The 23,461-nt window shown below is 58.5% G+C and carries 20 protein-coding genes; 15 read left to right on the top strand and 5 right to left on the bottom strand.

Going from position 1 to position 23,461, the window contains the following annotated elements; all coding sequences use genetic code 11:
- Positions 1–27: 27 nt before the first annotated feature.
- The gene (locus ACFO5Q_RS00300) at positions 28–1,272 is read left to right on the top strand and encodes an NRAMP family divalent metal transporter (RefSeq protein ID WP_068150508.1); all 1,245 of its coding nucleotides are present in this window, start codon (positions 28–30) and stop codon (positions 1,270–1,272) included.
- Here the strand turns inward: ACFO5Q_RS00300 and ACFO5Q_RS00295 are convergent.
- Positions 1,252–2,391 (bottom strand): ankyrin repeat domain-containing protein, encoded by a 1,140-nt coding sequence (locus ACFO5Q_RS00295; protein ID WP_068150504.1) that lies wholly within the window; start codon positions 2,389–2,391, stop codon positions 1,252–1,254. The two genes, ACFO5Q_RS00300 and ACFO5Q_RS00295, sit on opposite strands and share 21 nt — an antisense overlap.
- 299 nt (positions 2,392–2,690) lie before the next feature.
- On the opposite strand from ACFO5Q_RS00295, the gene ACFO5Q_RS00290 reads away from it, so the two are divergent.
- Positions 2,691–3,584, top strand: a complete 894-nt coding sequence (locus ACFO5Q_RS00290) for a TolB-like translocation protein (RefSeq protein WP_197421212.1) — start codon at positions 2,691–2,693, stop codon at positions 3,582–3,584.
- 17 nt (positions 3,585–3,601) lie between these two features.
- On the opposite strand, the gene ACFO5Q_RS00285 is transcribed toward ACFO5Q_RS00290, so the two are convergent.
- Positions 3,602–3,970 carry a DUF2794 domain-containing protein gene (locus ACFO5Q_RS00285; RefSeq protein ID WP_068150498.1) on the bottom strand — a complete coding sequence of 123 codons (369 nt, stop codon included), beginning with the start codon at positions 3,968–3,970 and terminating at the stop codon, positions 3,602–3,604.
- A gap of 170 nt (positions 3,971–4,140) precedes the next feature.
- Here ACFO5Q_RS00285 and ACFO5Q_RS00280 point away from each other — a divergent pair, with 170 nt between their 5' ends.
- The 8 genes from ACFO5Q_RS00280 (at position 4,141) to htpG (ending at position 13,364) form a co-directional block, all read left to right on the top strand.
- Positions 4,141–4,842, top strand: coding sequence for a head GIN domain-containing protein (locus tag ACFO5Q_RS00280; RefSeq protein WP_068150495.1), 702 nt, complete (start codon positions 4,141–4,143; stop codon positions 4,840–4,842).
- A gap of 17 nt (positions 4,843–4,859) precedes the next feature.
- Complete coding sequence (locus ACFO5Q_RS00275) at positions 4,860–5,558, top strand: head GIN domain-containing protein (RefSeq protein WP_068150492.1); 699 nt, start codon at positions 4,860–4,862, stop codon at positions 5,556–5,558.
- A gap of 376 nt (positions 5,559–5,934) precedes the next feature.
- Positions 5,935–6,621 carry a glutathione S-transferase family protein gene (locus tag ACFO5Q_RS00270; protein ID WP_068150489.1) on the top strand — a complete coding sequence of 229 codons (687 nt, stop codon included), beginning with the start codon at positions 5,935–5,937 and terminating at the stop codon, positions 6,619–6,621.
- Positions 6,622–6,724: 103 nt separating this feature from the next.
- Positions 6,725–7,666, top strand: a complete 942-nt coding sequence (locus ACFO5Q_RS00265) for an ABC transporter ATP-binding protein (protein WP_068150485.1) — start codon at positions 6,725–6,727, stop codon at positions 7,664–7,666.
- Position 7,667: 1 nt separating this feature from the next.
- Entirely contained in the window at positions 7,668–8,405 is a 738-nt protein-coding gene (locus ACFO5Q_RS00260) for an ABC transporter permease subunit (RefSeq protein ID WP_068150482.1), read from the top strand.
- On the top strand, positions 8,405–10,300 hold the full coding sequence (locus tag ACFO5Q_RS00255) for a Gldg family protein (RefSeq protein ID WP_197421211.1): 1,896 nt from the start codon (positions 8,405–8,407) through the stop codon (positions 10,298–10,300). Before ACFO5Q_RS00260 ends, ACFO5Q_RS00255 begins: the two co-directional genes overlap by 1 nt.
- Positions 10,301–10,334: 34 nt before the next feature.
- Positions 10,335–11,372 (top strand): DUF4340 domain-containing protein, encoded by a 1,038-nt coding sequence (locus tag ACFO5Q_RS00250; RefSeq protein WP_068150478.1) that lies wholly within the window; start codon positions 10,335–10,337, stop codon positions 11,370–11,372.
- 99 nt (positions 11,373–11,471) lie between these two features.
- On the top strand, positions 11,472–13,364 hold the full coding sequence (gene htpG, locus ACFO5Q_RS00245) for a molecular chaperone HtpG (RefSeq protein ID WP_068150475.1): 1,893 nt from the start codon (positions 11,472–11,474) through the stop codon (positions 13,362–13,364).
- Positions 13,365–13,501: 137 nt separating this feature from the next.
- Here htpG and ACFO5Q_RS00240 read toward each other — a convergent pair whose 3' ends face one another.
- The 3 genes from ACFO5Q_RS00240 to ACFO5Q_RS00230 all read right to left on the bottom strand — a co-directional run bounded on the left by ACFO5Q_RS00240 (position 13,502) and on the right by ACFO5Q_RS00230 (position 16,570).
- On the bottom strand, positions 13,502–14,800 hold the full coding sequence (locus tag ACFO5Q_RS00240; protein WP_068150472.1) for an HlyC/CorC family transporter: 1,299 nt from the start codon (positions 14,798–14,800) through the stop codon (positions 13,502–13,504).
- A 64-nt stretch (positions 14,801–14,864) separates the two neighbouring features.
- Positions 14,865–15,995, bottom strand: coding sequence for a 3-dehydroquinate synthase (gene aroB, locus ACFO5Q_RS00235; protein ID WP_068150470.1), 1,131 nt, complete (start codon positions 15,993–15,995; stop codon positions 14,865–14,867).
- Entirely contained in the window at positions 15,992–16,570 is a 579-nt protein-coding gene (locus tag ACFO5Q_RS00230; protein WP_068150467.1) for a shikimate kinase, read from the bottom strand. Before ACFO5Q_RS00230 ends, aroB begins: the two co-directional genes overlap by 4 nt.
- Before the next feature lie 194 nt (positions 16,571–16,764).
- On the opposite strand from ACFO5Q_RS00230, the gene ACFO5Q_RS00225 reads away from it, so the two are divergent.
- The 5 genes from ACFO5Q_RS00225 to ACFO5Q_RS00205 all read left to right on the top strand — a co-directional run bounded on the left by ACFO5Q_RS00225 (position 16,765) and on the right by ACFO5Q_RS00205 (position 23,139).
- Positions 16,765–16,905 carry a hypothetical protein gene (locus ACFO5Q_RS00225; RefSeq protein ID WP_197421210.1) on the top strand — a complete coding sequence of 47 codons (141 nt, stop codon included), beginning with the start codon at positions 16,765–16,767 and terminating at the stop codon, positions 16,903–16,905.
- 28 nt (positions 16,906–16,933) lie between these two features.
- The gene (locus tag ACFO5Q_RS00220; protein WP_156432022.1) at positions 16,934–18,964 is read left to right on the top strand and encodes a hypothetical protein; all 2,031 of its coding nucleotides are present in this window, start codon (positions 16,934–16,936) and stop codon (positions 18,962–18,964) included.
- Positions 18,965–18,970: 6 nt separating this feature from the next.
- Entirely contained in the window at positions 18,971–19,867 is an 897-nt protein-coding gene (locus ACFO5Q_RS00215) for a site-specific tyrosine recombinase XerD (protein WP_068150462.1), read from the top strand.
- Positions 19,868–19,941: 74 nt separating this feature from the next.
- Positions 19,942–22,089 carry a penicillin acylase family protein gene (locus tag ACFO5Q_RS00210; protein WP_068150459.1) on the top strand — a complete coding sequence of 716 codons (2,148 nt, stop codon included), beginning with the start codon at positions 19,942–19,944 and terminating at the stop codon, positions 22,087–22,089.
- A gap of 102 nt (positions 22,090–22,191) precedes the next feature.
- Complete coding sequence (locus ACFO5Q_RS00205; protein ID WP_068151143.1) at positions 22,192–23,139, top strand: acetyl-CoA carboxylase carboxyltransferase subunit alpha; 948 nt, start codon at positions 22,192–22,194, stop codon at positions 23,137–23,139.
- Positions 23,140–23,461 lie beyond the last annotated feature (322 nt).

Below are 23,461 nucleotides of genomic sequence, written 5' to 3'. Positions count from 1 at the left end.
CAGCCGCGGTAAGGGGAGGAAACACCGATGGCATCACCAAAATATCTGACGGCGCTTGGGCCGGGGCTTCTGTTCGCGGGCGCGGCTGTGGGCACGTCGCACCTTGTGCAGTCAACGCGTGCGGGGGCCGTGTTCGGTCTCGGGCTTCTGGCGGTGGTGGTGCTGGCGAATATCATCAAATATCCGGCCTTCCGTTTCGGTGCCCACTATGCCGCTGCCACGGGTCGCAGCCTGGTGGCCGGATACCGCGACCTGGGCTGGTTCCCGCCGCTCTTTCTGGGCGCGGTCCTGATTACGGCGGACGGTTTCGCTGTGGCGGCGCTCTCGCTGGTGACAGCGGGCATCGTCAAGGTTGTGTTCGGGCTTGCCATGCCCATCCTGTCCACCGTCGCGCTGGTGATGGTGGCGGCAGGGGCCTTCCTGACCATCGGCGGCTATCACTGGCTGGACCGGCTGAACAAGCTGTTCATGGCGGTGCTGACCATCAGCACCCTCATCGCCACGGTGCTGGTGCTGCCCAAGGTGGATTGGTCTTTCTATCCTGCGTCCGCCCCGCCAATTGATATCAAAGCCATGCTGTTCGTGGCCGCTCTTGCGGGCTGGATGCCCACGGCGATGGAAAGCTCCATTTTCGCGTCCCTCTGGACTGTGGCGAAGGCGAAGGACATGGGCCAAAAGCCCAGCCTCGCGGGTGCGATAGCAGACTTCAACATCGGCTATTGGGGCACAGCGATACTGGCGATCTGTTTCCTGCTGTTGGGCGCAGGCATCATGCATTCGGGCGCGGTTGAGCCCGCTGATACGGCGCCTGCCTTCGCTGCCCAGATCATGGGGCTTTACCGCGAAACACTTGGTGCCTGGGCTGTGCCGTTGATCGGCATCGCGGCCCTCAGCGTCATGTTCACCACCTGCCTGACGGCTTTTGACGGGCTTGTGCGGTCTTTCGTGGCGGTCATGGCGTCGCTCGGCGCCCCGATCGTGGAGGATGAGCCAAAGTCACAGAAGAAAGCCTATGCCTTCACGCTTCTGGGCTTTCTGCTGGCGGCTTATCTGCTGCTTACCTTCTTCCTGGGCGGCTTCAAGGGTTTTGTGGATTTCGTGACCTCACTTGCGTTCCTGACAGCGCCTGTTCTGGCCTTCTTCAATCACCGGGTGATAACCAGCGTGCAGGGTGTGGACCGCCCGGCACCGTATCTTTTGAACTGGAGCCGGGTGGGCATTGCCTTGATGGCGCTGTTTGCCGCCGGGTATCTATTCCTGGTTTTCGGCTAGCTTCATCTTTTTGAGCAGCGCTTCGTTCTTCATGTTTCTGGCGATGTCGGCGGGTGTGTAGCCATAGTTGCTTTTGATGGTGGGGTCAGCGCCCAGGTCCAGAAGCGCCATGGCGGCCTCTATCTTGCCTTCGCCCAGCGCCCAGGAAAGCGGTGTGGCATTCTCGCGCCCCAACGGGTCAACCGCCGCGCCCGCTTCCGCCAGCATCTGCACCATCTCAGCCTTGCCGCTCAGCCCCGCCATATGCATGGGCGTAAGGTGAAGCGCTGAGGCTTCTGACCTGTGGTTCGGGTCCGCGCCTGCTTCAAGAAGCAGTTGGGCGGTCTCAAGCTGGCCGTCACGCGCGGCCTCCATCAGTGGTGTGAAGCCGATGGCATCCACTTGATCCACTGGTGCACCCGCGGCCAGAAGCCGCTCTGCAATGGTCACACGGCCAAGCCGGGCGGCCAGCGCGAGCACAGGGCGGTCTGTGAAATCCAGCGTGTCTGCGGGCACACCCAGCATCAGGGCCTCCGCAACACCGGCATCATCGCCAGCCTCAATGGCTTCCACCATGAAGGCAGCATCCGGCGAGGGCATGTCGTGGGATGTGTTCAGCATCTTCACCAGGTCCTGGTGGCCGCGCCGCATGGCTATCTCCAGCGCGTTGCCGTGGCCGGTAAGACTGGTGTCTGCGTCATGCACAAGGAACAGCTCGACAAAGTCGCCGTAGCCATAATAGGCCGCCCAGTTGATGGCGGGGTCACCGTTTGTGTCAGCCACATTCACATCCGCATCATATTCAAGCAGTGTCTGGGCAAGGCCCAGGTCCTTGACCTGCACGGCCATCATCAAGGGCGTGGCGCCGATATAATCGGCCCACTGCACGTTAGGGTTGGCCCCTTTTTCGAGAAGCTCCACGACGACAGGCTCCAGCTTGTTCTGCACCGCGCGGAAAAGCGCGCTTGCGCCTTTGTCATCCAAAGCGTTTGCACCGGCGCCTGCATCGATGGCACTGAGGGCAGTTTCCGCGTCGCCTGCCATGATGGCATCCATCATGGCTTTGTCGGCCGCCGGGTTTGCTGACGCTGTGACACTGAAAAAGGCGATTAGAAGGAAAGACAGGCCCAGGCGTTTCATGATGCTACCCCAAATTGGTTTTAATTGCTTGTTTCCGGCGCGGCCACTGTGCGCCAGCGCGCCCACTTTCAGCAAGTACCTTTTGGTTTAACACGCAGGCGCTTGGCTATGATGTCTTTTGGTAACGCAAGAGGCCCATACATAAACAAAATACGGCTATGCGCTTTGTTATAATATTTCATTTTGGCGCATCAATGAAACGATTCATCGCAGCCGTTTTGTATAGCTTCCGATATATGGCTTAATGCGGCAATACCGCGATCAAGATAATGAAGCGCTGCCGAATTGAAGGGGGAATCATGAGAAGAATTGCCGTTTTGCCTGGCTTGATGGTCCTTGCCGTGACGGCTGTGACCGGTGGTGCCAGCGCGGGTGATGCAACAGCCGTCGCACATGGACCTTACCTCGGGCAAACGCCGCCGGGTATGATCGCCCAACCCTTCGCTCCGGGCATTGTGAATACGGAAGAATGGGGGGACGCGGGCGGTTTTTCCCAGGATATGACAAAATTCTATGTCAGCCGGTGGCGGCATTCGCGCGAGTCCGAGCAGCCAGAATCTGTAATATTCAAGCGAGTGGGGAATGAATGGCATAAGGTGCCAATGCCTGATGAAGAGCGTAAACTGTTCGAGTCACCGGACGGTAAGACCCTGCATTTCAAGGCTCAATATAAGGAGCGCACCCCAGACGGCTGGTCGGAGATGAAAAGCCTGGGCCCCGCGTTTGAACAAATTCAGATCATGACCTTGAAGGCCTCCGCCAAAGGCACGCTTGTGCTGGATGAAAGGGGCACCCGGGAGGGTATCAGTATCCTTCGTTATTCACGGTTCACTGACGGCAAATGGGAAGACCCGAAACCTCTGCCCGACGAGATCAATACCGGCATTTGGAATGCCCACCCGTTTATCGCGCCGGACGAGAGCTACATCATGTGGGACGGCGAGCGCGAGAGCGGCTATGGCGAATCTGATCTTTACATCAGTTTTCGGCAGGAAGACGGTTCCTGGGGCGAAGCGATCAACATGGGCGACAAGGTAAATACCGCAGCTGAGGAAGGTGGGCCAAGGGTCACGCCTGACGGCAACTATCTGTTCTTCAACAGAATGGTGCCGAAAGCCGGTGGCGACGGCAAGCGTCAGTCCGACTTGTTCTGGATTGATGCGCGGATCATCGAGGAGCTCAGGCCAAATTGAACCGGCTGCTTTGGGCCTTAGTCGACAGCCTTGACCAATTGGCGGTCGAAGTACCTGAGGAGCTGATCGAGCTTCTTGCCGCGCTTCAGGACCTGGCCGTCCATGCCCATGATGCGCCAGGCGCCCTGCTGGGTGCTGAGTGCCGGTTCCTTGATGATGCGGTATAGCGGCATCTCTGACGCGCGCCGGAATATGGAGAAGACAGCCTGTTCCTTTAGGTGGTCGATGGCATAATCGCGCCATTCGCCGGCGGCGACCATACGGCCATAGACATTCAGGATCTGGTTAAGCTCGGGGCGCATGAAATAGACGATGGTGTCTCGGCCCGCCTTCGAGGCGTTGCCGGGCAGTTGCCCCAGAGTATGGATGGATGATGCTTCGTTCATGCACTCCTCTTACCTGTCCAGTTTGCGGAAAAATGCGATGAATAGCAAGCGTGGCGCGACAAGCCCCCTTGAATCGGCTTGACCCCTTCCTACATGAATGAGATAACAAAGATGCCGATTTCATAAGAATAATTGGAACGGCACACGACAACAAAGCGAGGAATTATCCCATGAAACACGCGAATACTATTCGCCGGAGTGTGTTCGGACTTGCGCTTGCAGGTCTGGCCGGTGCTACCATTTTGACCCCAGCCGCAACCGCCCTGATGGCCATGCATCCTGAGCATGTCGAAGTCGTAAAGGACCGGGACGTCAAGGACTTCACCAAAATTCGCATCAAGGGTGCGATGGAGCTGAAGCTTGAGGCTGGCGAAAGCTTCTCCCTCAAGGTTGAAGGCGATGATGATGATGTCGCGCGCCTTGAAAGTTATGTCCGGAACGGCACGCTGACCCTTGATAACGCCAATGACGACGATGATGACGGCAACATTCATTTCAATTCCGATGACATCAAGGTGACGATCACCATGCCAACGCTTGAGGAATTCGAAGTGATGGGCGCTGTGGACGCGGAAATAAAAGGCCTGAAAAGCGAAAACCTTTTGATCGACCTCAAGGGCGCAGGCGCGATTGAACTTGAAGGCACGTGCGGTTCGCTCGACCTTGAACTGAAGGGCGCCGGTGAAGTGGATGCCGAGGACCTTGAATGCGCCGATGTGGAAGTGTCCGTTCAGGGCGTGGGCGAAGCCAAGGTGTTTGCAAGCGAAAGCGTTGACGCAGACGTGAGCGGCATTGGCTCTATCACCGTCTATGGTGAGCCCAAGAAAGTGCATCAGAGCGATAGCTTGTTTGGCAAGATCCGCATCAAATAATTCCGGGGGAGAGTAAAATGAAACACATATTGAAAACAACTGCTGCAGTAGCGGCTCTGGCTGTGGGGACTCTTGCAGCCCAAGCGGACGATATTGCCAAAGAAACCCGCGATGTGGGCGCGTTTGATGAGGTATACCTCAAAGGCTCCATGGATGTGGAAATCAAGGTGGGCAGCGAACAGTCGGTCCGCGTTGAGGCCGACGCCAACATCATCGAACATATCGAGACTATCGTGAAAGGCGATGAGCTGCACATCCAGCTGGAACGCGGCAACTATCGCAGCATCAAGCGCATGAAGATTTATATCACTGTGCCTTCGCTTGACGCTGCTGGCGTACACGGCTCTGGTGACATGCTGGTGGAAGGCGCCGAGGCAGAAGATTTTGATCTCCAGGTGCATGGTTCTGGCGATGCCATCGTCAAGAATGGCAAGTTCGGCGATCTGGATATGAGTGTGCATGGCTCCGGCGACATCAAGATCAGCGGCACATGCGATGAAGTTGAAGCCGACCTGCATGGGTCAGGCGACATTGATGCCGACGGCATGATCTGCCAGTCCGCGGAAGTGACGGTGCAGGGCTCCGGTGATGTGTCCGTGCATGCCAACGAGGCTGCCGATATCACGATCCAGGGTTCCGGTGACGTTGTCGTTTATGGCAAGCCGGACAAGCTGCGCACCAGCGTGCATGGCTCTGGCGATGTTGAGATGCGCTGATACATTTTCAGCCCTAAACCGAATTAAGCGAAACCCCGGCTCCGTGCCGGGGTTTTTCTTTGGCGGCTTCAAAGGTCGGCGCGGGAGGCTAAACCAAGGTTCAGGGAGTGCCCCGAAATGGTCACAAATGGGCCGCGCGCCAGCCGTATTGCAGGCCGAGATTTTAGCTGTTGGCCTCGACTGGCCCGACCGGTATGCGGGGCGCTGAACCCCTAGCCCCTTATCTCCGCATTGTCCCACGGTCGGGCCAGCACTATTTTCATACAATCATCAAAGTGTCTTATGATCACATAATGGTTTTCTTGCTCGACAAGTTCCCTTGTGCCGGGCACCCTAGCCACCCTGTCAGGCACCGTGCGATACCAGGGAGAGAGATATGAGACAGCTGTTTGAACTTTGCGGCCGTGATGAAGATGTGCGTTTCAGTCCCTATGTCTGGCGCATCCGTATGGCGCTCATGCACAAGGGCCTTGATTTTGAAGGCGTGCCGATCCGGTTCCTGAACAAGCAGCCGCTTGAAAATGCCCAGTCGAAAACTGTGCCGGTGCTGAACGATGACGGCACCTGGGTGAAAGACAGTTTTGAGATCGCGCTTTACCTGGAGAAAACCTATCCGGATGCGCCGCTTTTCGGCGGGCCGATTGCAGAAGGCCAGGCGCGGCTTCTGAATGCCTTTATCGATAACACGGTTGTGCGTGGCATCTTCCCGATGATTGTGGCGGACATTCATGCCCGGCTGGATGAAAAGAACGGGTCTTATTTCCGTGAAGCCCGCGAAAAATTCCTGGGCTGCAGCCTGGAAGAGGCACAAGCTGGTCGCGATGCAGCGTTGCCGAAGTTTCGCGCGTCGCTCACGCCCATCCGAAACACACTTGGTTTTCAAAAGTTCCTGTCTGGCGATGCGCCGGCCTGGGCAGACTATTGCCTGTTCGGCACCCTGATGTGGGCCCGCATCGCCAGCGACTTCGAGCTTCTTGATGCGGATGACCCGATTCATGCGTGGCGCGAGAGCATGTTGGACCTGTTTGACGGCTATGCCAGATCAGCCAAGCTAGCTTATTAGACTCGCGGGTCTTGCCTTGACCCGCCTGAGACTTTATCTAGCAGACGAAGAATAACGAAAGGCCGCGCCGAAGCGGCCACCGACCGAAGGGGGATATCTGGTCATGGATGTGTTACTTGAAGCACAGGACCTTAGAAAACATTTCGGCACCCTCAAGGCTGTGGACGGCATTTCGCTTTCCTTGAAGAAGGGCGAAGTGCTTGGTTTCCTTGGGCCGAACGGCGCCGGCAAAACCACCACTATGAAGATGCTGACTGGCTTCCTCGCCCCCACCAATGGGCGGGCCATTGTTTGTGGTGAAACCATCTCTACGGGCAATGTGGCTGCCCGGAAGCGTATCGGCTATCTGCCGGAAGGGGCGCCACTATACGGCGACATGACCAGCAAGGATTTCCTGATGTTTGTTGCGGCCGCGCACGGCATCGAAGGCGGCGAAGCGCGGGACGTGGTGGAAAGTGCCGCAGGTGCTGTGCATCTTCACAGTGTGATGGACCAGCGTGTCGAGACGCTCTCGAAAGGTTTCAAGCGCCGGGTAGGCTTGGCTGCTGCTATTTTGCATGCGCCGGATGTTCTGATCCTTGACGAGCCCACTGACGGGCTTGATCCCAACCAGAAACATGAAGTCAGGCGCCTGATCGAAGCCATGTCGGTCGACCGGGCGATCATTATCTCCACCCACATTCTGGAAGAGGTGGACGCGCTCTGTCACCGCGCGGTCATCATCAACAAGGGCAGCATCGTGGCTGACGGCACACCGTCTGAGCTGCGGGCCCGGTCGAAATACAGGAACGCGGTCACCATGCTTGTGCCCCGCTCGGAAGCGGAAAAAGCGGCATCTGCGCTTAAATCGATCCGTATGGTGGCCAAGGTTGAAGCCGCGACGGAAGGCGATGATGTACGCCTGACGGTGCTGGCGCGCGAAGGCGCGGAAATCGCCGACCAGATCGGTGATATCGCCGCAGTCAGCAACTGGAAGGTCAGGCAGTTTTCGGTTGAGGCCGGGCGGCTCGATGATGTGTTCCGCCAGGTTACGGAGGGCCGGTAAGATGAAAGCGATGCTCACCATATTCCGCCGCGAATTCGCCAGCTATTTCGCCACACCCGTCGCCTATGTGTTCCTGGTGATCTTCCTGGTGATGCAGGGGCTGTTCACCTTCTATCTTGGCCAGTTTTATGGCCGCGAACAAGCAGACCTGGTGGCTTTCTTCGCCTACCAGCCGTGGCTTTACCTGTTCCTGATGCCGGCCATTGCCATGCGGCTCTGGGCCGAGGAAAGAAAGAGCGGCACGTTCGAACTCTTGCTGACGTTGCCGATCTCCATGGGCTCTATCGTTGTCGGCAAATATCTGGCGGCCGTCGCCTTCGCGGGCCTTGCGCTTCTTTTCACTGTGCCGATCTGGATCACGGTCAACTGGCTTGGCTCGCCCGACAACGGCGTGATCATCACCGGGTATCTGGGTTCGCTTCTGATGGCCTCGGCCTACCTTGCGATCGGCAGCGCGCTGTCTGCGACAACCAAGAACCAGGTGGTGGCTTTCATTCTGGCGGTCACCGTGTGTTTCCTGTTCCTGGTGTCGGGCCTGCCGATGGTGCTGGACCTTTTCACCGGCTGGGCGCCCGAAGGGCTGACGCTCGCTGTGGCCAACTTCTCTTTCCTCATTCATTTCGACAATCTGCAGAAGGGTGTCGTTTCCTTCGCTGACGTCTTCTATTTCATCGCGGTGATCGCCTTCTGGCTCTGGGTCAACCGGGTTGTGGTGGAAAGCAAGCGGGAGGCAGGATGATGGCTGAGGATAAAAAGCAAGAGCAACAGACTATGGCGACAGCAGGCATCATGAAACGGCCGGGCATCCAGATTCTGATGGCGGCACTTTTGTTCCTGTCTGTCACCGTGATCGCGGACCGCTACATGCGCGGCGTGCGGCTGGACCTGACGGACGAGGGGCTCTATACGCTCTCAAGCGGCACCATCAGCGCGCTTGAGCGCTTCGACGAGCCGGTCACGCTGAATTTCTATTTCTCGAAATCGCTCGCGGCCCCCTATCCACAGCTCCTGAGCTATGGCAAGCGGGTAGAGGATATGCTGCGCGCGCTTGAGGCACAGAACCCGGCGAATATTCATCTGTCTGTCATTGACCCTGAACCCTTTTCGGAAGCCGAAGACGACGCGGTCGCTGCTGGCCTCAAGGGCATCCCGCTTGGGGACGGTTCGACGCTTTATCTGGGGCTTACCGCCAGCAACTCCACCGACGGCAGGGGTGAAATCGCTTTCTTCACTGAAGAGCGGGAAAAATTCCTTGAGTATGACCTAGTTAAAATGCTGGTAGGGCTGGACCGCACTGGCCAGAAAAAACTTGGCCTCCTGACCCAGCTGCCCATGCCCTATGGCCCCGGTGGCCCGCAGGCGATGATGCAGGGGCAGGCACAGCCCTATGTGCTTTATGAACAGCTCGGCGAAGCCTTTGACCTGGTGGATATTGACCCCAGCTTCACTGCACTCCCCGAGGACATGGATGTGCTGATGATCGTGCATCCACCGGAACTGAACGAAGACCAGCTTTTCGCCATTGATCAATATGTGCTGAAGGGTGGCCGCACGCTTGTGTTCCTGGACCCGCATGCTGAGGCCATGAACCCGCGTGCCATGGCGCCCAGCCCGTCCACGCTTGGCCCGCTGCTGCCAGCCTGGGGCGTGACCATGCCGGAAGGCAAGGTGGTGGGCGATGCCTCGCTGGCGCAGCGCGTACAGATGGGCGGCTATGGCCCGGACGCGGTGAAGGATTATGTCTTCTGGCTGGGGGTGACCGATAATTTCCTGGCAAGCGACGACCCGGTCAGCGGCTCGGTGAACAATCTGAATTTCGCCAGCAGCGGCGTGCTGGAGCCACTTGAGGATGCCGGCACAAACGTCCAGCCCCTGGTGACGACAAGTTCCGTCGCCATGCTTTATGACGCCTCGCGCGCCGTCGGCGTGCCTGACCCGGACAGCCTGTTGCAGGACCTGGAGCCCGCGGGCCAATCCTTCATCCTGTCGGCGCGGATCACGGGCCACGCGGCCACGGCCTTCCCGGACCGGGCAGAGGCGGAAGGCGGCCCGGTTGTGAACCCTGCGCTGAAGGAAGGGGATGTCAATCTTGTGGTCACGGCAGACAGTGACCTGTTCGATGACCGCTTCTGGGTGCAGCTGCAGCAGTTCCTTGGCCAGCGGGTGGTCGTCCCGATTGCGGGCAACGGCAGCTATGTGCTGAATATGGCGGACCATATCTCGGGCTCTGACGCGCTTCTGGACCTGCGCGGCCGCGGCATTTCCAAGCGCCCGTTTGAGGTGGTGGACGATATCCGCCGTGAGGCAGAAGCCAAATATCTGGCGGAAGAACAGCGCCTTGAGGCAGACCTGCAGGCAGCCGAAGACCGGATCGCCCAGCTTGAAGCGCAGAAGCCTGAGGGCACGGCTGTGCTGTCCGGCGATCAGGAAGCGGAAATCGAGCGTTTCCGCGACCAGCTTCTGGAGACGCGGAAGGCGCTCCGCGAAGTTCAGCGGAGCCTGCGGACCGAAATTGACAGCCTGGGCAGTTGGCTGGCGGCCATCAATATCGCGCTGATGCCGCTCTTGATCATTGCCTTTGCGCTCATTCGTGTGCTACTGCGCCGCCGACGCCAAGACAACAAGCTTGCCTGAGGCGGGCCAAAAAGACGGAGCTAAAGAGACCGGTATGTCTGAAAGACTGACCAACATTCTCGGCTATCTCACGCTGTTTGCCATCCTTGGCGCCATCTGGGTGCTGTTCGGCGAAGACCCGACGCGCGACCAGGGCGGCAGGGGCGAACCCACGTTTGAAGGCATGAAGGAGCGCATCAATGATGTGGCCGCCCTCAGCCTGAAAAAAGGGCCTGCAACCGTAACCCTGAAAAAGCAGGCTGACGTCTGGGCAGTGGCGGAGCGCGGCGGCTACCCGGCTGACCTTGCCAAGGTGCGCGACTTCCTGCGTGGTGTTGCCTTGTCAGAACGGCGTGAACCAAAGACCTCCAACCCTGAGCGGTTCGACCAGATCGGCCTCGGGGATGCGGCCACCGATGTATCGCTTTTGGATGCAAACGGCACCACAGTGCTTGCCTTTGCCATGGGCAAGCAAAGCACCATCGGCAGCGACCGGTCACTGACCTATATTTTCCAGGAAAGCGACACCCGCGCCTGGCTGGTGACGTCCCTGGCTGAAGGCGCTGATGACCCGGCCTGGTGGCTCAACACCGACCTTCTGGACCTTGCGGACAGCCGCGTCCGCAGCGTCAGCCTGGGTGATACCGTGCTTGCGCGTTCGCTGGGAGAAGGTGAGTACAGCCTTGAAGGCCTGCAGGCTGGCGAAGAAGCAGTACCCACATGGCAGCTTGCGGAACCCGCGCGTGTGCTCACTGGCCTCAGCTTTTCTGACGTGCGCCATCTGGGTAATCCGCTGACAGCGCCCAAGCGCACAGCCACACTCACGACCCACGACGGCCTCCGCCTGACCGTGACGCTCTATGACATGGAAGGTGCCACTTGGGCGCAGGTTTCTGCTCAGCATGACGAAAGCCTGATGAGCGAAGGCGAAGCCGGGCCGCTGCCGGACGCGCCCATGGACGGGGCGGCTGAAGCGGAAGCCATTAATGCCAAAACCCGTGGCTGGTTTTTCAAGCTGGCGGATGGTGACGCAGAGGTGCTGATGCGCGCCCGGGGCGCATTTGTTAAGGCTCAGACGCCTGCTGCCTCTTGATCCTGAAGAATTGTTTCCTAAATCAGGACAAATCATGGTGCGCCCAAAGTGGCGCACCGAGCCTTTCTATTACACCGTAACAGCTAGCTGAGAGAAAACATGTCTGAAGTAAAAACAGAGAAAATGGGGTTCGAAGCCGAAGTTTCCCGCCTGCTGCATATGATGGTGCATTCGGTCTATTCGGACCGCGAAATTTTCCTGCGTGAGCTTATCTCGAACGCATCCGACGCGTGCGACAAGCTACGCTATGAAGCCCTGACGAAGCCAGACCTGGCTTCTGGCGAATTCGGTATCGCCATCACGGCTGACGCAGACGCCAAAACCCTGACGATCGAGGACAACGGCATCGGCATGGACCGCGACGACCTGATCGCCAACCTTGGCACCATCGCGCGTTCGGGCACCGCCAATTTCGTTGACCAGCTCACGGGCGACAGCAAGAAGGACATGCAGCTCATCGGCCAGTTTGGTGTGGGTTTCTACAGCGTCTTCATGGTGGCGGACATGGTGCATGTGACCACCAAAAAGGCGGGTGACGAACACGCCTGGCTGTGGTCAAGCGCCGGTGAAGGCTCTTACGAGATCGCCGAAGCCACCAAGGAAGCTGCCGGCACGAAAATCGTCCTTCACATGAAGGATGACGCCAAGGAATTCCTGGAGCGCTTCCGCCTTCAGAAAATCATCACCACCTATAGCGACCATATCGCCGTGCCGATCACGCTGGCGATCAATGGCGGCGACAAGAAAGATGATGACGCGGACGAGCCGAAGGTGGTGAACGAAGGCTCCGCCATCTGGACGCGCCCCAAGTCAGAGATCACAGACGAACAGTATGCCGAATTTTACCGCCATGTGGGCCACGGCTTCGACGACCCATCGGTGACGCTGCACTATAAGGTCGAAGGCATGCAGGAATATACGGTTCTGCTGTTCGTGCCCACCAAGCAGCCGATGGACCTGTTTGACCCCGCGCGCAAAAACCGGGTGAAGCTTTATGTGAAGCGTGTCTTCATCACCGACGATAGCGACGACCTGCTGCCGGGCTGGCTGCGCTTCATGCGCGGCGTGGTGGACAGCCAGGACCTGCCGCTGAACGTCAGCCGCGAGATGCTGCAGAACAACCCGACGCTTGAGCGCATGTCGAAAGCCATCACCAAGCGTGTGCTTTCGGAATTCGAAAAGCTGGCGGAAAAAGACACGGAAAAATTCGAAGCCATCTGGGGCGAATTTGGCGCGGTGATCAAGGAAGGCATTTATGAGGACTTCGAGCGCCGCGACGCCATCCTCAAGATCGCGCGCTTCAAGTCCACGGGTGTGGACGGCTGGACCTCGCTGGCCGACTATGTCTCCCGCATGAAAGACAAGCAAAGCGCCATCTATTATATCACCGGCACGGACGCCGAGGCAGTGAAGCGTAGCCCGCAGCTTGAAGGCTTCCGCGCCAAGGGCATTGAGGTGCTCTTGCTGTCAGACGCGGTGGATGATTTCTGGCTGCAGATGGCGCCTGATTTCGAAGGTAAGCCGTTCAAATCCATCACGCGCGGCGCGTCGGAACTGAAGGACATCGCTGGCGACGACAAGGAAGACGAGAGCGAGAAAGCACCGGAAGGCGAGCTTGCGAAGCTGACGGCGCTGATGAAGGAAGTGTTTGGTGACAAGATCAAGGACGTGCGCGCGTCTGACCGCCTGACCACCACGGCAGCCTGCCTGGTGGCGGACGACAGCGGCATGGACATGCACATGGAACGCATCCTGAAGGCTCACAACCAGCTTGGCGGTGCCATTTCCGCCAAGATTCTGGAGATCAACCCGGGCCACGCGGTGATCCGCAAGCTGGCTGAACGTGCAGGCGACAAGGGCGCGATCGATACGCTCGCAGACCCTGTGCTCCTTCTGCTGGATCAGGCGAAAATTCTTGAGGGTGACGAGCTGGATGACACCGCCGCCTTCGCCCGCCGCCTGTCTGCCGCGATGGAGAAAGGGCTGGCTTAAAGCCCAAAAAGGGGTCATTCCGGCGAAAGCCGGAATCTTCATCCACTTAGCCTGATGCTGAAAAGATACCGGGGTCATGCCCCGGTATGACACCAAGTGAAAAGCCCCGGATGTGCCGGGGCTTTTTTGTGCTGGTTTTAAGCTGGTAGCTTGCGCATCTTCAGGCCGGTTACCTGATTGCGCTTTCTGGAGGTCACTTCAAACTCAAACCCGTGGAACTGGTATTTCTTGCCAACGATCGGGATGGTCTCGGCCTCGAAAATCACAAGGCCCGCCACCGTGATGGCTTCGTCGTCCGGCAGCTTCCAGTCGAACCTTTTGTTCAGGTCCCGGATCGGCACGGTACCTTCCACGCCCACCCAGCCGTCAGAAAGCTGCTTTACGCCCGGCACTTCGAAGTCATGCTCGTCGGCAATGTCGCCCACGATTTCTTCCAGTATGTCTTCAAGCGTCACCAGCCCCTGGATGGCGCCATATTCGTCCACCACCAGCGCGAAGTGTGCTTTGCGTTCCAGGAAGGCGTTCAGCTGTTCGCGAAGCGTGGTGGTCTCTGGCACAAACCAGGGTTTGACCATGATGCGCTTGATATTCACGCGCTTGGACATCACACCCGCGCGGCGGAGTGACCGTAGTAGGTCCTTGGCGTGCAGCACGCCGATGATGTTTTCCGGGTCGCCCTCATAGACCGGCAGGCGCGTATAGGTGCTGGAGACCACAGCGGTGATGATCTCTTCCGTGCCCATGTTGATATCCAGCGCTTCCATGGAAGACCGGTGCACCATCACGTCTTCAACCGTTACGTCATTCAGGTCCAGGATAGAGCCCAGCATGTGGCTGTCCTCTTTCACCAGCCCACCTTCTTTGTGGTGCAGGTTGATGGTGCCGCGGATCTCGTCGTGGGCTGAAAGCACGCTTTCCATGTTGGAAATGTCGATACCGAAAACCCTGAGCGTCAGGCGCACGATCTTCTGCACCAAGGCAACGATGGGGGCAAAAAGCGCTACGATTAGGCTGATGAACCAGCTGATTTTCAGCGCCATATTGTCCGGGTTGGCGATGGCGTAGGATTTTGGTAGCACTTCTGCGAAAATCAGCACCAGCGCCGTCATCACCAGGGTGGCATAAACCACACCTTCTTCGCCCACCATATTCATGAAAAGGCTGGTGGCAATGGCGGACGCCAGGATGTTCACAAGGTTGTTGCCAAGAAGGATCGCGCCGATCAGGCGTTCCTGGTCGTCAATCAGGCGGGAAACGCGTTTTGCCCGCTTGTTGCCGTCACTCGCCATATGGTGGATGCGGGCACGGGAGGCTGCTGTGAGCGCCGTTTCAGACCCGGAAAAAATGCCCGAAAGCCCCAGAAGAACAAAAATGATCCCGGCAGTGATCCAGAAATCGGTATCGAAGAGAGAAGCGGCTGCCGCTGTCTCGTCCATGGTAAAGCTCCAGTCTCTAATGTCGCACCGCTAAACGCTAGCGGGTCAGGCTTCCACATATGGGCTATAAGCCGCGACCGTCAATAGAGTCCTGTATTACAGCTTTGATGATGTTCAGGTCCACGCCTTTATGCGTGGCTGCGCCGCCGATGGGGCCAAGGATGAAAACAATTTCGCCGGCGTCCACTTTCTTGTCCTGGCTCATGTGTGCCAGCAGCGTGTCGGCGTCCAGTTTTTTACCAATCTGGCTTGCGGTCGCCATCATGTTCACGGACTTCAGGTGCGCCAGATAGCGCGCGAGGTCTGCCTCTGGCGCCAGCCCCATGCGCACGCTTGCATCGAGCGCCATGGCCATGCCGATGGCCACACCTTCGCCATGCAGAAGCGTGCCGTCATAGCCGCATTCGGCCTCAAGCGCGTGCCCGAATGTGTGCCCAAGGTTCAGAAGCGCGCGTTTGCCCGCCTCAAACTCGTCCTCGGCCACGATCCGGGCTTTGGCCTCGCAGCTTTTCGCCACAGCGTACGCCTGCGTGTCGCGGTCGCCGCTGCGCAATCTGGGGCCATTTTCTTCAAGCCAGGTGAAGAAGTCCGGATCGTCGATCAGACCGTATTTGACCACCTCAGCGTATCCCGCCTGCAGCTCGCGCGCGGGCAGGGTGTCCAGTACCTGTAGGTCAATCACCACCATTTTCGGCTGGTGGAACGCGCCAATCAGGTTCTTGCCGAACGGTGTGTTGATGCCGGTTTTGCCGCCCACCGAGCTGTCGACTTGCGCAAGCAGGCTTGTCGGTACCTGGATGAAGTCCATCCCCCGCCTCAGGACTGCCGCCGCGAAGCCGGTGATGTCGCCGATCACGCCGCCGCCGAGCGCGATCAGCGTGTCCTTGCGTTCGGCGCCAAGTTCCAACAGTCGGTTCGTCAGCGTCTCGAAGTTGGAGAAGGATTTGGTTGCTTCGCCTGCGGGCAGGATAATCGCGTCCGATTTTATGCCGCTCGCCGCCAGTGATTTTTCGGCCGCGTCAAGGTGCAGTTTGGCGACATTCTCATCCGTGATGATAATGGCGCGTTTGCTCCGGAAAATGGGCCCTACCAGTGTGCCCATTTGTGCCACGATTCCCACGCCGATGTGAATTTCGTAAGACCGGTCGCCCAGGTCCACTGGCACGGTTTTCAGCATGGTGCCGCCTGTGCTCATGCCGCTTTCCTCGCCTTCAGCGCGCTCAGGATTTCGCCAACAACATCCTCGTGCGGCCCGTTTGAGCTTGCGACCTTGAGGTCGGCTTCAGCGTAAAATGGCGCCCGTTCCTCGGCCAGCCGGGTCAGGATTTCTTTCGGGTCGCCGGTTTTCAGAAGTGGCCGTGTGTCGCGCCTGCCGGTGCGTTCCACGAGTACGTCGATGTCCGCGTCCAGCCAGATCGAGAGGCCTTTGTCCTTGATGAGCGCCCGTGTGGCCTCATTAATGAACGCGCCGCCGCCGGTGGCTACAATCTGGGGCTTGCCGTCCAGCAAGCGTTCGATCACCCGGCGTTCGCCCGAGCGGAAATCGGCCTCACCGAAGCATTCGAAAATTTCAGCCACCGACATGCCGGCGGCTTTTTCGATCTCATGATCTGAATCGACGAAGGGCAGATTGAGTTTTCTCGCCAGCCGCCTGCCGACTGTGGTCTTGCCGGCGCCCATCAGGCCAACCAGAACGATCGTACGGTCGACGCCATATTGGCGCGCTACCGACGTCTTTTTGCCCTGATTTTTCTGCTTTGCGTTCGTCATGCTTCGCTCTTTACACAGCCCGGCCCGCTTCGCCAACGGTTTTATCGGAAACCAATACCTTATTTCCGCCAAAAAGGCTGGCCAATGTGTTTTTGATGACTTTTCCTTGTGCTGGGGTGGGTGGACTTGTGCGCTGCGCCATCATATAAGACCAACAGGTATGGCAAGGTAACCGAGAGACCAAAGGGAGTTTCATGTCGAAATTAACGCAGATTTTGCTGGTTGCCGGTGCACTGGTGATCGTGGGCGGGGCCATCTTTCTGATGACCTGGGACATTCCGGCGCCTTCCGAAACAGTGACCAAAACGCTGAGCAATGACCGTTTCCCGGCATAAGGCTCGCGCGGTCGCACGCGCGGCAGACATGACAGCAATCAGGCGTTTGATGGCCGCGTTGCTGATGGGTAGTGCTATTGTTGCGCTTTCCGCTTTTGATGCGTTTGCGCAGGAAGCCGAAGACGATGAGGCGCAGGAAGCCCAGCAGGAAGCGAAACCTGCTGACGCCAAGCAACAAGAGGCTGCAGAAGAAAGCGATGGCCGCTTCTTCCTGGGCCCCAGGCCTACGCTGAAACGGCAGGTCGGCCCGGCACTTGGCACCCCCCGGTCCATTCTGCCGCAGCCCTATGTGCCGAAAGGGACCATCGAGGTTCCACCCGCGCCCGAGACCGCGACCGATGAAGCCGCAGCACAAGATGGTGTCCTGACTGCTGATTTGGGAGAAGTGCCACTTGAGGCGGACCAGACCGCAACCAATGAATTGACGGAAGAGCAAGCCGTCCCGACCCCTGAAACCGATATTTTCGCAGGCGCCTTGCAGACGCTGGACCCAAGCGGGATTGCCGTTCTGACGGGCGCGAACGCTTACCCTCGTGATTTCTGGTCAGGCTATAGCCGGCAGGATGTGGAAGCCCGGCTGCAGGCATTAGCTGCGCCGAGCAAGACTGCAGCCATGACCGATGCTGCGCGCAGGATGGCGCTTTCAGGCTATCAGTTGCCAACCCCAGCTGATGACAGTGAAATTGATGCCTTTATCAAGGCGCGTCTGAATGTTCTGGCGGCCCACGGTGATACAGAAGGCTATCTGGCGCTTCTAAAGTCCCTGACGCCGGACCATGACTGGTCTGGCCTCGCGCGTGACTTGGTGGACGGCCACCTGCTCGCGGGGCGGATTGAGGATGCCTGTTCCCTTGCCGCTGAGGAACGCGCGGACAGCAATGATGCATTCTGGCTCAGGATGGCGGTCTTCTGCCGCGCGGTACAGGGCGACCGTGTAGGCGTGGACTTTAACCTGGGCATTTTGGAAGAAGTCAGCAGCGTTCAGCCGACTTTCTATCAGTTGACCGACCAGATTCTGGTTGAGGCGGAGCAGGCCGGCGGTGCCGTGCTGACATCCGGTATGGTGCTGTCGAACACGCTCAAGGTGAATGTGCTTGAAGCCACGATGGTGCGGCTTGCCAAGGTGCAGGTCTCCGCACTGGATATGACAGACGTAAGCCCGATGGCTGCCAAGGCCATGCTGGGCATTCCCGGCGTTGTGCCTGAAGCCAAGCTGCAGCTTATTGCGCGCGGCCTATCGGAAGGCTGGCTGGGCGCTGACGTGCTTGTTGACTATCTGCGGGCTGCCCCGCCTGCGGTGCAGGCTGATGTGGACGCGCAGGCATTGATGCAGGAAGACATGAGCTTCGACGGCGACATGATGGTCATTGCCCAAGCTATCGGCGGCATGGACGATATAGTGCGGGCTGACGCGCTGGCGTCGCTTGAACGTCGCGCCAAGGACCCGGAGAAGGCCTTTTATCTGTTGCCTGTTCTCCAGTACCTGAGCGCGGGAGAAGGCAATGCAGCGGCGACCATGGCGCGTGAGGTACGCACCGCGTTGATGTCGGGTGACCATAAACGGGCGGGCTCTTTGTTTACAGACCTGCGCGCGGGCCAGGCTGGCGATGATGCTGAAAAAGACGCAGTTCTGACGGCTAGTTGGCCGCTGATGGTTGCGGCGGGGCTTGATGGCGCGCCGGAGGTAACACCCGCGCGGCTTAACGCCTGGTGGGCCGGGCAGGGCGAAAGCGAAGGCCGTTTCATTCGTGCCGCTATTCTGTTCACCACGCTTGAGGCCCTTGGGCATGTGGTGCCTGAAGATATCTGGGCGCTTGCCGAAGACGGCGACCCGCAGCTTGCAGGGCCGAGCATGTCACCGGCTTATTGGCGCAGGCTTCTGGTGATGCAGGCTGAGGGGGACAAGGCGGGGGCGTTGTCGCTTGCCTATGAAACCACAGCTGACGGCACGGTTCCGGCGTCTTATGCCAGCTCACTTGTCGGTGCGCTGAGGGAGCTGGGTTTTGAGACTGAGGCCCACCGGTTGGCTGCGGAGCTTCTGGTCCGGCGAGGCCTGTAGACAGTTATGTCTGACGCCTCGCTGATTGATCAGTTTCTTGAAATGCTGGCGGCGGAAAAGGGGCGGGCCAAGAACAGCCTGATGGCTTACCGGCGCGACCTTGAGGATTTCACCGAGCATTCCACCAGTAAACTGGTGTCCGCTGACGCGCAGGATATCCGAGACTATCTTTCCGGCCTCAACCGCCGCGGCCTGAAGGCTGGCACAGTTGCGCGGCGCTTGTCTGCGATCCGGCAATTTTACCTGTTTCTTTATTCTGACGGTCTTCGGCCAGATAACCCCGCAAAAAATATCGAAAGCCCGCGGCCGGAACAGAAGCTGCCGAAAGTGCTGTCGGAATCTGATGTGGACCGGCTTCTGGATACCGCCGAAGCACAGGCGGCAGCAGGCGGCATGAGCGAGAAGCGCCTGCATGCACTTGTTGAAACGCTATACGCCACCGGGCTTCGGGTGAGTGAGTTGGTGACATTGCCGAAGCGCGCAGTGGGGCCGGACACGACCATGATTATGGTGCGCGGCAAGGGCGGGCGCGAACGCATGGTGCCGCTGGGGGACAAGGCCCGGCATGCCCTTATGGCGCATATGGAGGCGGTGCGCACGTCACCCTTCAAGGACTCGCCATACCTGTTTCCCTCACGCGGCAAGGAAGGATTCCTGACCCGCCGACGGGTCGGGCAACTGATGAAAGACCTGGCAGTTGCGGCCGGGGTGATGCCTAGTGCGGTCAGCCCGCACAAGCTCAGGCACGCGTTTGCGACGCATCTGCTGGCGCACGGGGCGGATTTGCGCGCGGTGCAGCAGATGCTGGGGCATGCAGATATTTCCACGACCCAGATTTACACTCATGTGCTTGAAGAAAGGCTCAAGAGCCTGGTGCTTACTAAACACCCCCTGGGTGATTAGGGGGTGACCGGCTGGGAGTGACTTGCGGGAAAAATGCGCTAGATTGCCAATAAGGGGACAGTCAGGGGGAGCACATGATCCGGAAAAGTCTGTATGGCGCAATTGCGTTCATGGTCGTTGTTTATGCCGGTTTCTGGGTGAGCGCGCCGGGAACGGGCGACCCTTCCCAATATGCCAGGCTTACCCAGAACTATGATGTGCGTATCGTGCGCGACAAGTATGGCGTGCCGCATATTTTTGGCGACCGTGATGTAGATGTCTCCTTCGGGCTTGCCTTCGCCCACGCCGAAGATGATTTTGCGACCATTCAGGATGTGGTGCTGGCGACCCGAGGCACGCTTTCCACCCTCAAGGGCCCGGATGCGGCGAAGACAGATTATCTGATTCAGTGGATGGGTATCTGGGATGTGGTCAACGCGGGCTACGAGACGCGCATCAGCCAGGCGACACGTGATCACGCGGAAGCTTATGCCGACGGGCTGAACTATTATGTTTCAGAGCATCCGCATGTGGTGGCGCCCGGTGTGCTGCCCTTCACCGGCAAGGACATCGTTGCGGGTTTTACCTTCAAAACACCGCTCTTTTTTGGGTTTGACCAGGATGTGGCCAAAGTGGCCGCCGGTGAATACGGCACGGGCCTTGACAAGACGGCTGCCCTGATGGTGACGGACGCACCCCAGCCGGACCTGGGAAGCCAGGGCGTGGCGATTGCGCCCGCACGCTCCGGTGACGGCTCGACACGCTTGCTCGTCAATTCCCACCAGCCGCTCACAGGGCCTGTCGCCTGGTATGAGGCGCGATTGAAGTCGAATGAGGGCTGGGATATGGCCGGCGGCACCTTCCCGGGTTCGCCACTTATCCTGCACGGCACCGGGCCGACGCTGGGCTGGGCCAATACGGTAAACAAACCTGACCTGGTGGACGTATATGAGCTGACGCTCAATCCAGACAATGGGAACCAGTACAAGCTTGACGGCGAATGGCGGGACTTTGAGATCAGCGATGCCGCGATTGATGTCACCTTCTGGGGCCCCATTCGCTGGACGTTTCATGAACCCATCTACCGCTCCGCCCACGGCCCGGTGTTCAAGACAGAAGAGGGCGCTTTTGCCGTTCGCTGGGCGGGTATGGACGAGATGCGCACGCTTGAAGAAATGATCGCACTCAATAAGGCCCGAACGCCAGCGGATTTTGAGACCGCGCTTGCCATGATGGCCATGCCCAGCATCAATTATGTCTATGCCGACAAGGCAGGCAATATCGCCCACTATTATAACGCCATGATGCCCAAGCGGCCTGAGGGCGTGGATTGGTCAGGCCTCGTGCCGGGTGACAGGTCTGACCTGATCTGGCACGGCTATCACGGCTTTGGGGATATTCCGAAAACGGTGAACCCGCCTTCGGGCGCTGTGTTCAATGCCAACAATACGCCTTATGTGGCATCCGATGGGGACGGAAGCGCACTGCGGGAAGATTTCCCCAGTTCGATGGGAATCGAGACGCAGATGACCAACCGGGCGCTTCGCCTTGTAGAGCTCTTGTCAGACGCTGAGCAGGTCTACGATCACGCATTCCGCAGGATTAAATACGACAACGCCTATTCCTTCATGGGGGAGGAGAAGTCTCTCGCCTTTCAAGTATGGCATGAGGTGACGGGGCTGGAATTTGAAGACGCTGAACTCAGGGAAGCGCGGGATTATCTCTTTGGCTGGAGTCTGACCACAGATGCCTCAAGCGAGCATGCGGCACTAGGCGTTCTGACGGTAACCCCCTTTATCATGGCGGACATGAGCGGCGAGCCAAGGCCTGACCCGCGCGAGGCGTTTGAGCATGCTGTGCGCACCCTGAAAGACAATTTCGGCCGGTTGGATGTACCCTGGGGACAAGTGAACCGTTTGGTGCGCGGGGGCGAAAGCTGGCCGCTTTCGGGCGGGCCGGATGTGCTGCGCGCGGTCTATGCTGAATGGGATGAAGAAGCCGGGCACCTTGAAGCCACGGCAGGGGATAGTTACATCATGTTTGTGGAATGGGATGCCGCTGGTGCGCAGCATGTGCGCACGATGCATAATTTCGGCAGTGCGACGCTTGATGCGTCGTCACAGCATTATGCCGATCAGGCCCCCCTGTTTGCTGACGAACGCGAAAGAAAATTGCCACTAGATATGGTGGCTTTGGAGCTTGAGAAAACAAGCGAAAGGCGCCTTGGCGGGGCAGGCAACTGAGAACTTGACATAACAAGTGCAATCAAGGATTTTGCGCCCGTCGGCGAAACATGGTTTACTGGGTCCATGAACAAGTCGCCTCAAAAAACGGATACGAATGATATGATGACGTTTCTAGAGTTTGAGAAGCCAATTGCAGAACTGGAAGGCAAGATCCGCGAACTGCGCAGCTTCAAGGGCGGCGCTGACATTACAGCGGAAGTCGGCCAGCTTGAGACCAAGCTTGGTAAGCTCCTCAAGGAAACGTACGCGGGGCTGACGCCAACGCAGAAAATGCAGGTGGCGCGGCACCCTGAGCGCCCGCACTTCCACGACCTGATCGGGCACCTGTTCGAAGATTTCACGCCGCTTTCCGGCGATCGGTGCTTCGGTGAAGACGAGGCGCTTGTTGGCGGCCTTGCCCGCTTCCGCGGCGAAGCCTGCGTGGTCATGGGCCATGAAAAGGGCTGGGATACTGAAAGCCGCCTCAAGCACAATTTCGGCATGGCGCGCCCGGAAGGCTACCGTAAGGCCATTCGCCTGATGGATATGGCCGACCGTTTCGGCCTGCCGGTGCTAACGCTTGTTGATACGTCAGGCGCTTATCCAGGTGTGGGGGCGGAAGAGCGCGGCCAGGCGGAAGCCATCGCAAGGTCGACCGACAAATGCCTTGGCCTTGAAGTGCCGCTGGTGACCTGCATCGTGGGTGAAGGCGGCTCGGGTGGTGCTGTGGCAATCGCTGCGGCCAACAAGGTGCTCATGATGGAACATGCCATCTATTCCGTGATCTCGCCTGAAGGCTGTGCTTCCATTCTGTGGCGCACAAACGACAAGGCGAACGAAGCTGCAGTCGCCCTTAAGATCACCGCACAGGACCTTTTGAAGCTGGGCGTGATTGATGAAATCGTTGCTGAGCCGCTTGGTGGCGCACACCGCGATACGGAGCGTGCGATGAACATGCTGGGTGACGCGATGGAGCGGTCGCTCCGGGATATGGCGGGTGTTGACGGCGCGCGCTTGAAGGAACTTCGCCGCGATAAATTCCTGGCGATGGGCGACAAGGGCCTCTAGGCGGCCCTGTTAACCGCGACTCATTGAATTCCCTATAGTTGGCAATAGGCAGGGTGTATTCTGTGCAACCTTGGCTGTCATACGTCTGTCATAAAAACACTAGATATTGGGCACTTAAAAATTCTCACCACTTTATCTTGACGAAAATACCCGTTCGACCTTATCCTACAAATCTCGCGGCGATATGGCGACTCGAACGGGGGAGTTCGGACGAGCGCTTCGCTAAGCACTTACAATAATTACGAAAAGTCGATTTGTTCGACTTTTGTTCTTTGCTCGGGCACAATGGGGTGTTTCTCGAGACGAAGAAGGAGTCAGTACC

This window comes from Kordiimonas lipolytica (genome assembly GCF_042651265.1).
In the GTDB taxonomy this organism is placed as follows: domain Bacteria; phylum Pseudomonadota; class Alphaproteobacteria; order Sphingomonadales; family Kordiimonadaceae; genus Kordiimonas; species Kordiimonas lipolytica.
This window is presented reverse-complemented; position numbering and strand designations above follow the sequence as displayed.

What these genes read in the sequence shown, in the direction of transcription:
- ACFO5Q_RS00270 (WP_068150489.1), top strand. Translation starts at nt 5,935, where the DNA reads ATGAGACAGCTGTTTGAACTTTGCGGCCGTGATGAAGATGTGCGTTTC.
- ACFO5Q_RS00230 (WP_068150467.1), bottom strand. Translation starts at nt 16,570, where the DNA reads ATGACGAACGCAAAGCAGAAAAATCAGGGCAAAAAGACGTCGGTAGCG.
- ACFO5Q_RS00260 (WP_068150482.1), top strand. Translation starts at nt 7,668, where the DNA reads ATGAAAGCGATGCTCACCATATTCCGCCGCGAATTCGCCAGCTATTTC.
- ACFO5Q_RS00295 (WP_068150504.1), bottom strand. Translation starts at nt 2,391, where the DNA reads ATGAAACGCCTGGGCCTGTCTTTCCTTCTAATCGCCTTTTTCAGTGTC.
- ACFO5Q_RS00215 (WP_068150462.1), top strand. Translation starts at nt 18,971, where the DNA reads ATGTCTGACGCCTCGCTGATTGATCAGTTTCTTGAAATGCTGGCGGCG.
- ACFO5Q_RS00250 (WP_068150478.1), top strand. Translation starts at nt 10,335, where the DNA reads ATGTCTGAAAGACTGACCAACATTCTCGGCTATCTCACGCTGTTTGCC.
- ACFO5Q_RS00275 (WP_068150492.1), top strand. Translation starts at nt 4,860, where the DNA reads ATGAAACACATATTGAAAACAACTGCTGCAGTAGCGGCTCTGGCTGTG.
- ACFO5Q_RS00255 (WP_197421211.1), top strand. Translation starts at nt 8,405, where the DNA reads ATGGCTGAGGATAAAAAGCAAGAGCAACAGACTATGGCGACAGCAGGC.
- ACFO5Q_RS00280 (WP_068150495.1), top strand. Translation starts at nt 4,141, where the DNA reads ATGAAACACGCGAATACTATTCGCCGGAGTGTGTTCGGACTTGCGCTT.
- ACFO5Q_RS00285 (WP_068150498.1), bottom strand. Translation starts at nt 3,970, where the DNA reads ATGAACGAAGCATCATCCATCCATACTCTGGGGCAACTGCCCGGCAAC.
- ACFO5Q_RS00300 (WP_068150508.1), top strand. Translation starts at nt 28, where the DNA reads ATGGCATCACCAAAATATCTGACGGCGCTTGGGCCGGGGCTTCTGTTC.
- aroB (WP_068150470.1), bottom strand. Translation starts at nt 15,995, where the DNA reads ATGAGCACAGGCGGCACCATGCTGAAAACCGTGCCAGTGGACCTGGGC.
- ACFO5Q_RS00225 (WP_197421210.1), top strand. Translation starts at nt 16,765, where the DNA reads ATGTCGAAATTAACGCAGATTTTGCTGGTTGCCGGTGCACTGGTGATC.
- ACFO5Q_RS00205 (WP_068151143.1), top strand. Translation starts at nt 22,192, where the DNA reads ATGATGACGTTTCTAGAGTTTGAGAAGCCAATTGCAGAACTGGAAGGC.
- ACFO5Q_RS00220 (WP_156432022.1), top strand. Translation starts at nt 16,934, where the DNA reads ATGACAGCAATCAGGCGTTTGATGGCCGCGTTGCTGATGGGTAGTGCT.
- htpG (WP_068150475.1), top strand. Translation starts at nt 11,472, where the DNA reads ATGTCTGAAGTAAAAACAGAGAAAATGGGGTTCGAAGCCGAAGTTTCC.
- ACFO5Q_RS00290 (WP_197421212.1), top strand. Translation starts at nt 2,691, where the DNA reads ATGAGAAGAATTGCCGTTTTGCCTGGCTTGATGGTCCTTGCCGTGACG.
- ACFO5Q_RS00210 (WP_068150459.1), top strand. Translation starts at nt 19,942, where the DNA reads ATGATCCGGAAAAGTCTGTATGGCGCAATTGCGTTCATGGTCGTTGTT.
- ACFO5Q_RS00240 (WP_068150472.1), bottom strand. Translation starts at nt 14,800, where the DNA reads ATGGACGAGACAGCGGCAGCCGCTTCTCTCTTCGATACCGATTTCTGG.
- ACFO5Q_RS00265 (WP_068150485.1), top strand. Translation starts at nt 6,725, where the DNA reads ATGGATGTGTTACTTGAAGCACAGGACCTTAGAAAACATTTCGGCACC.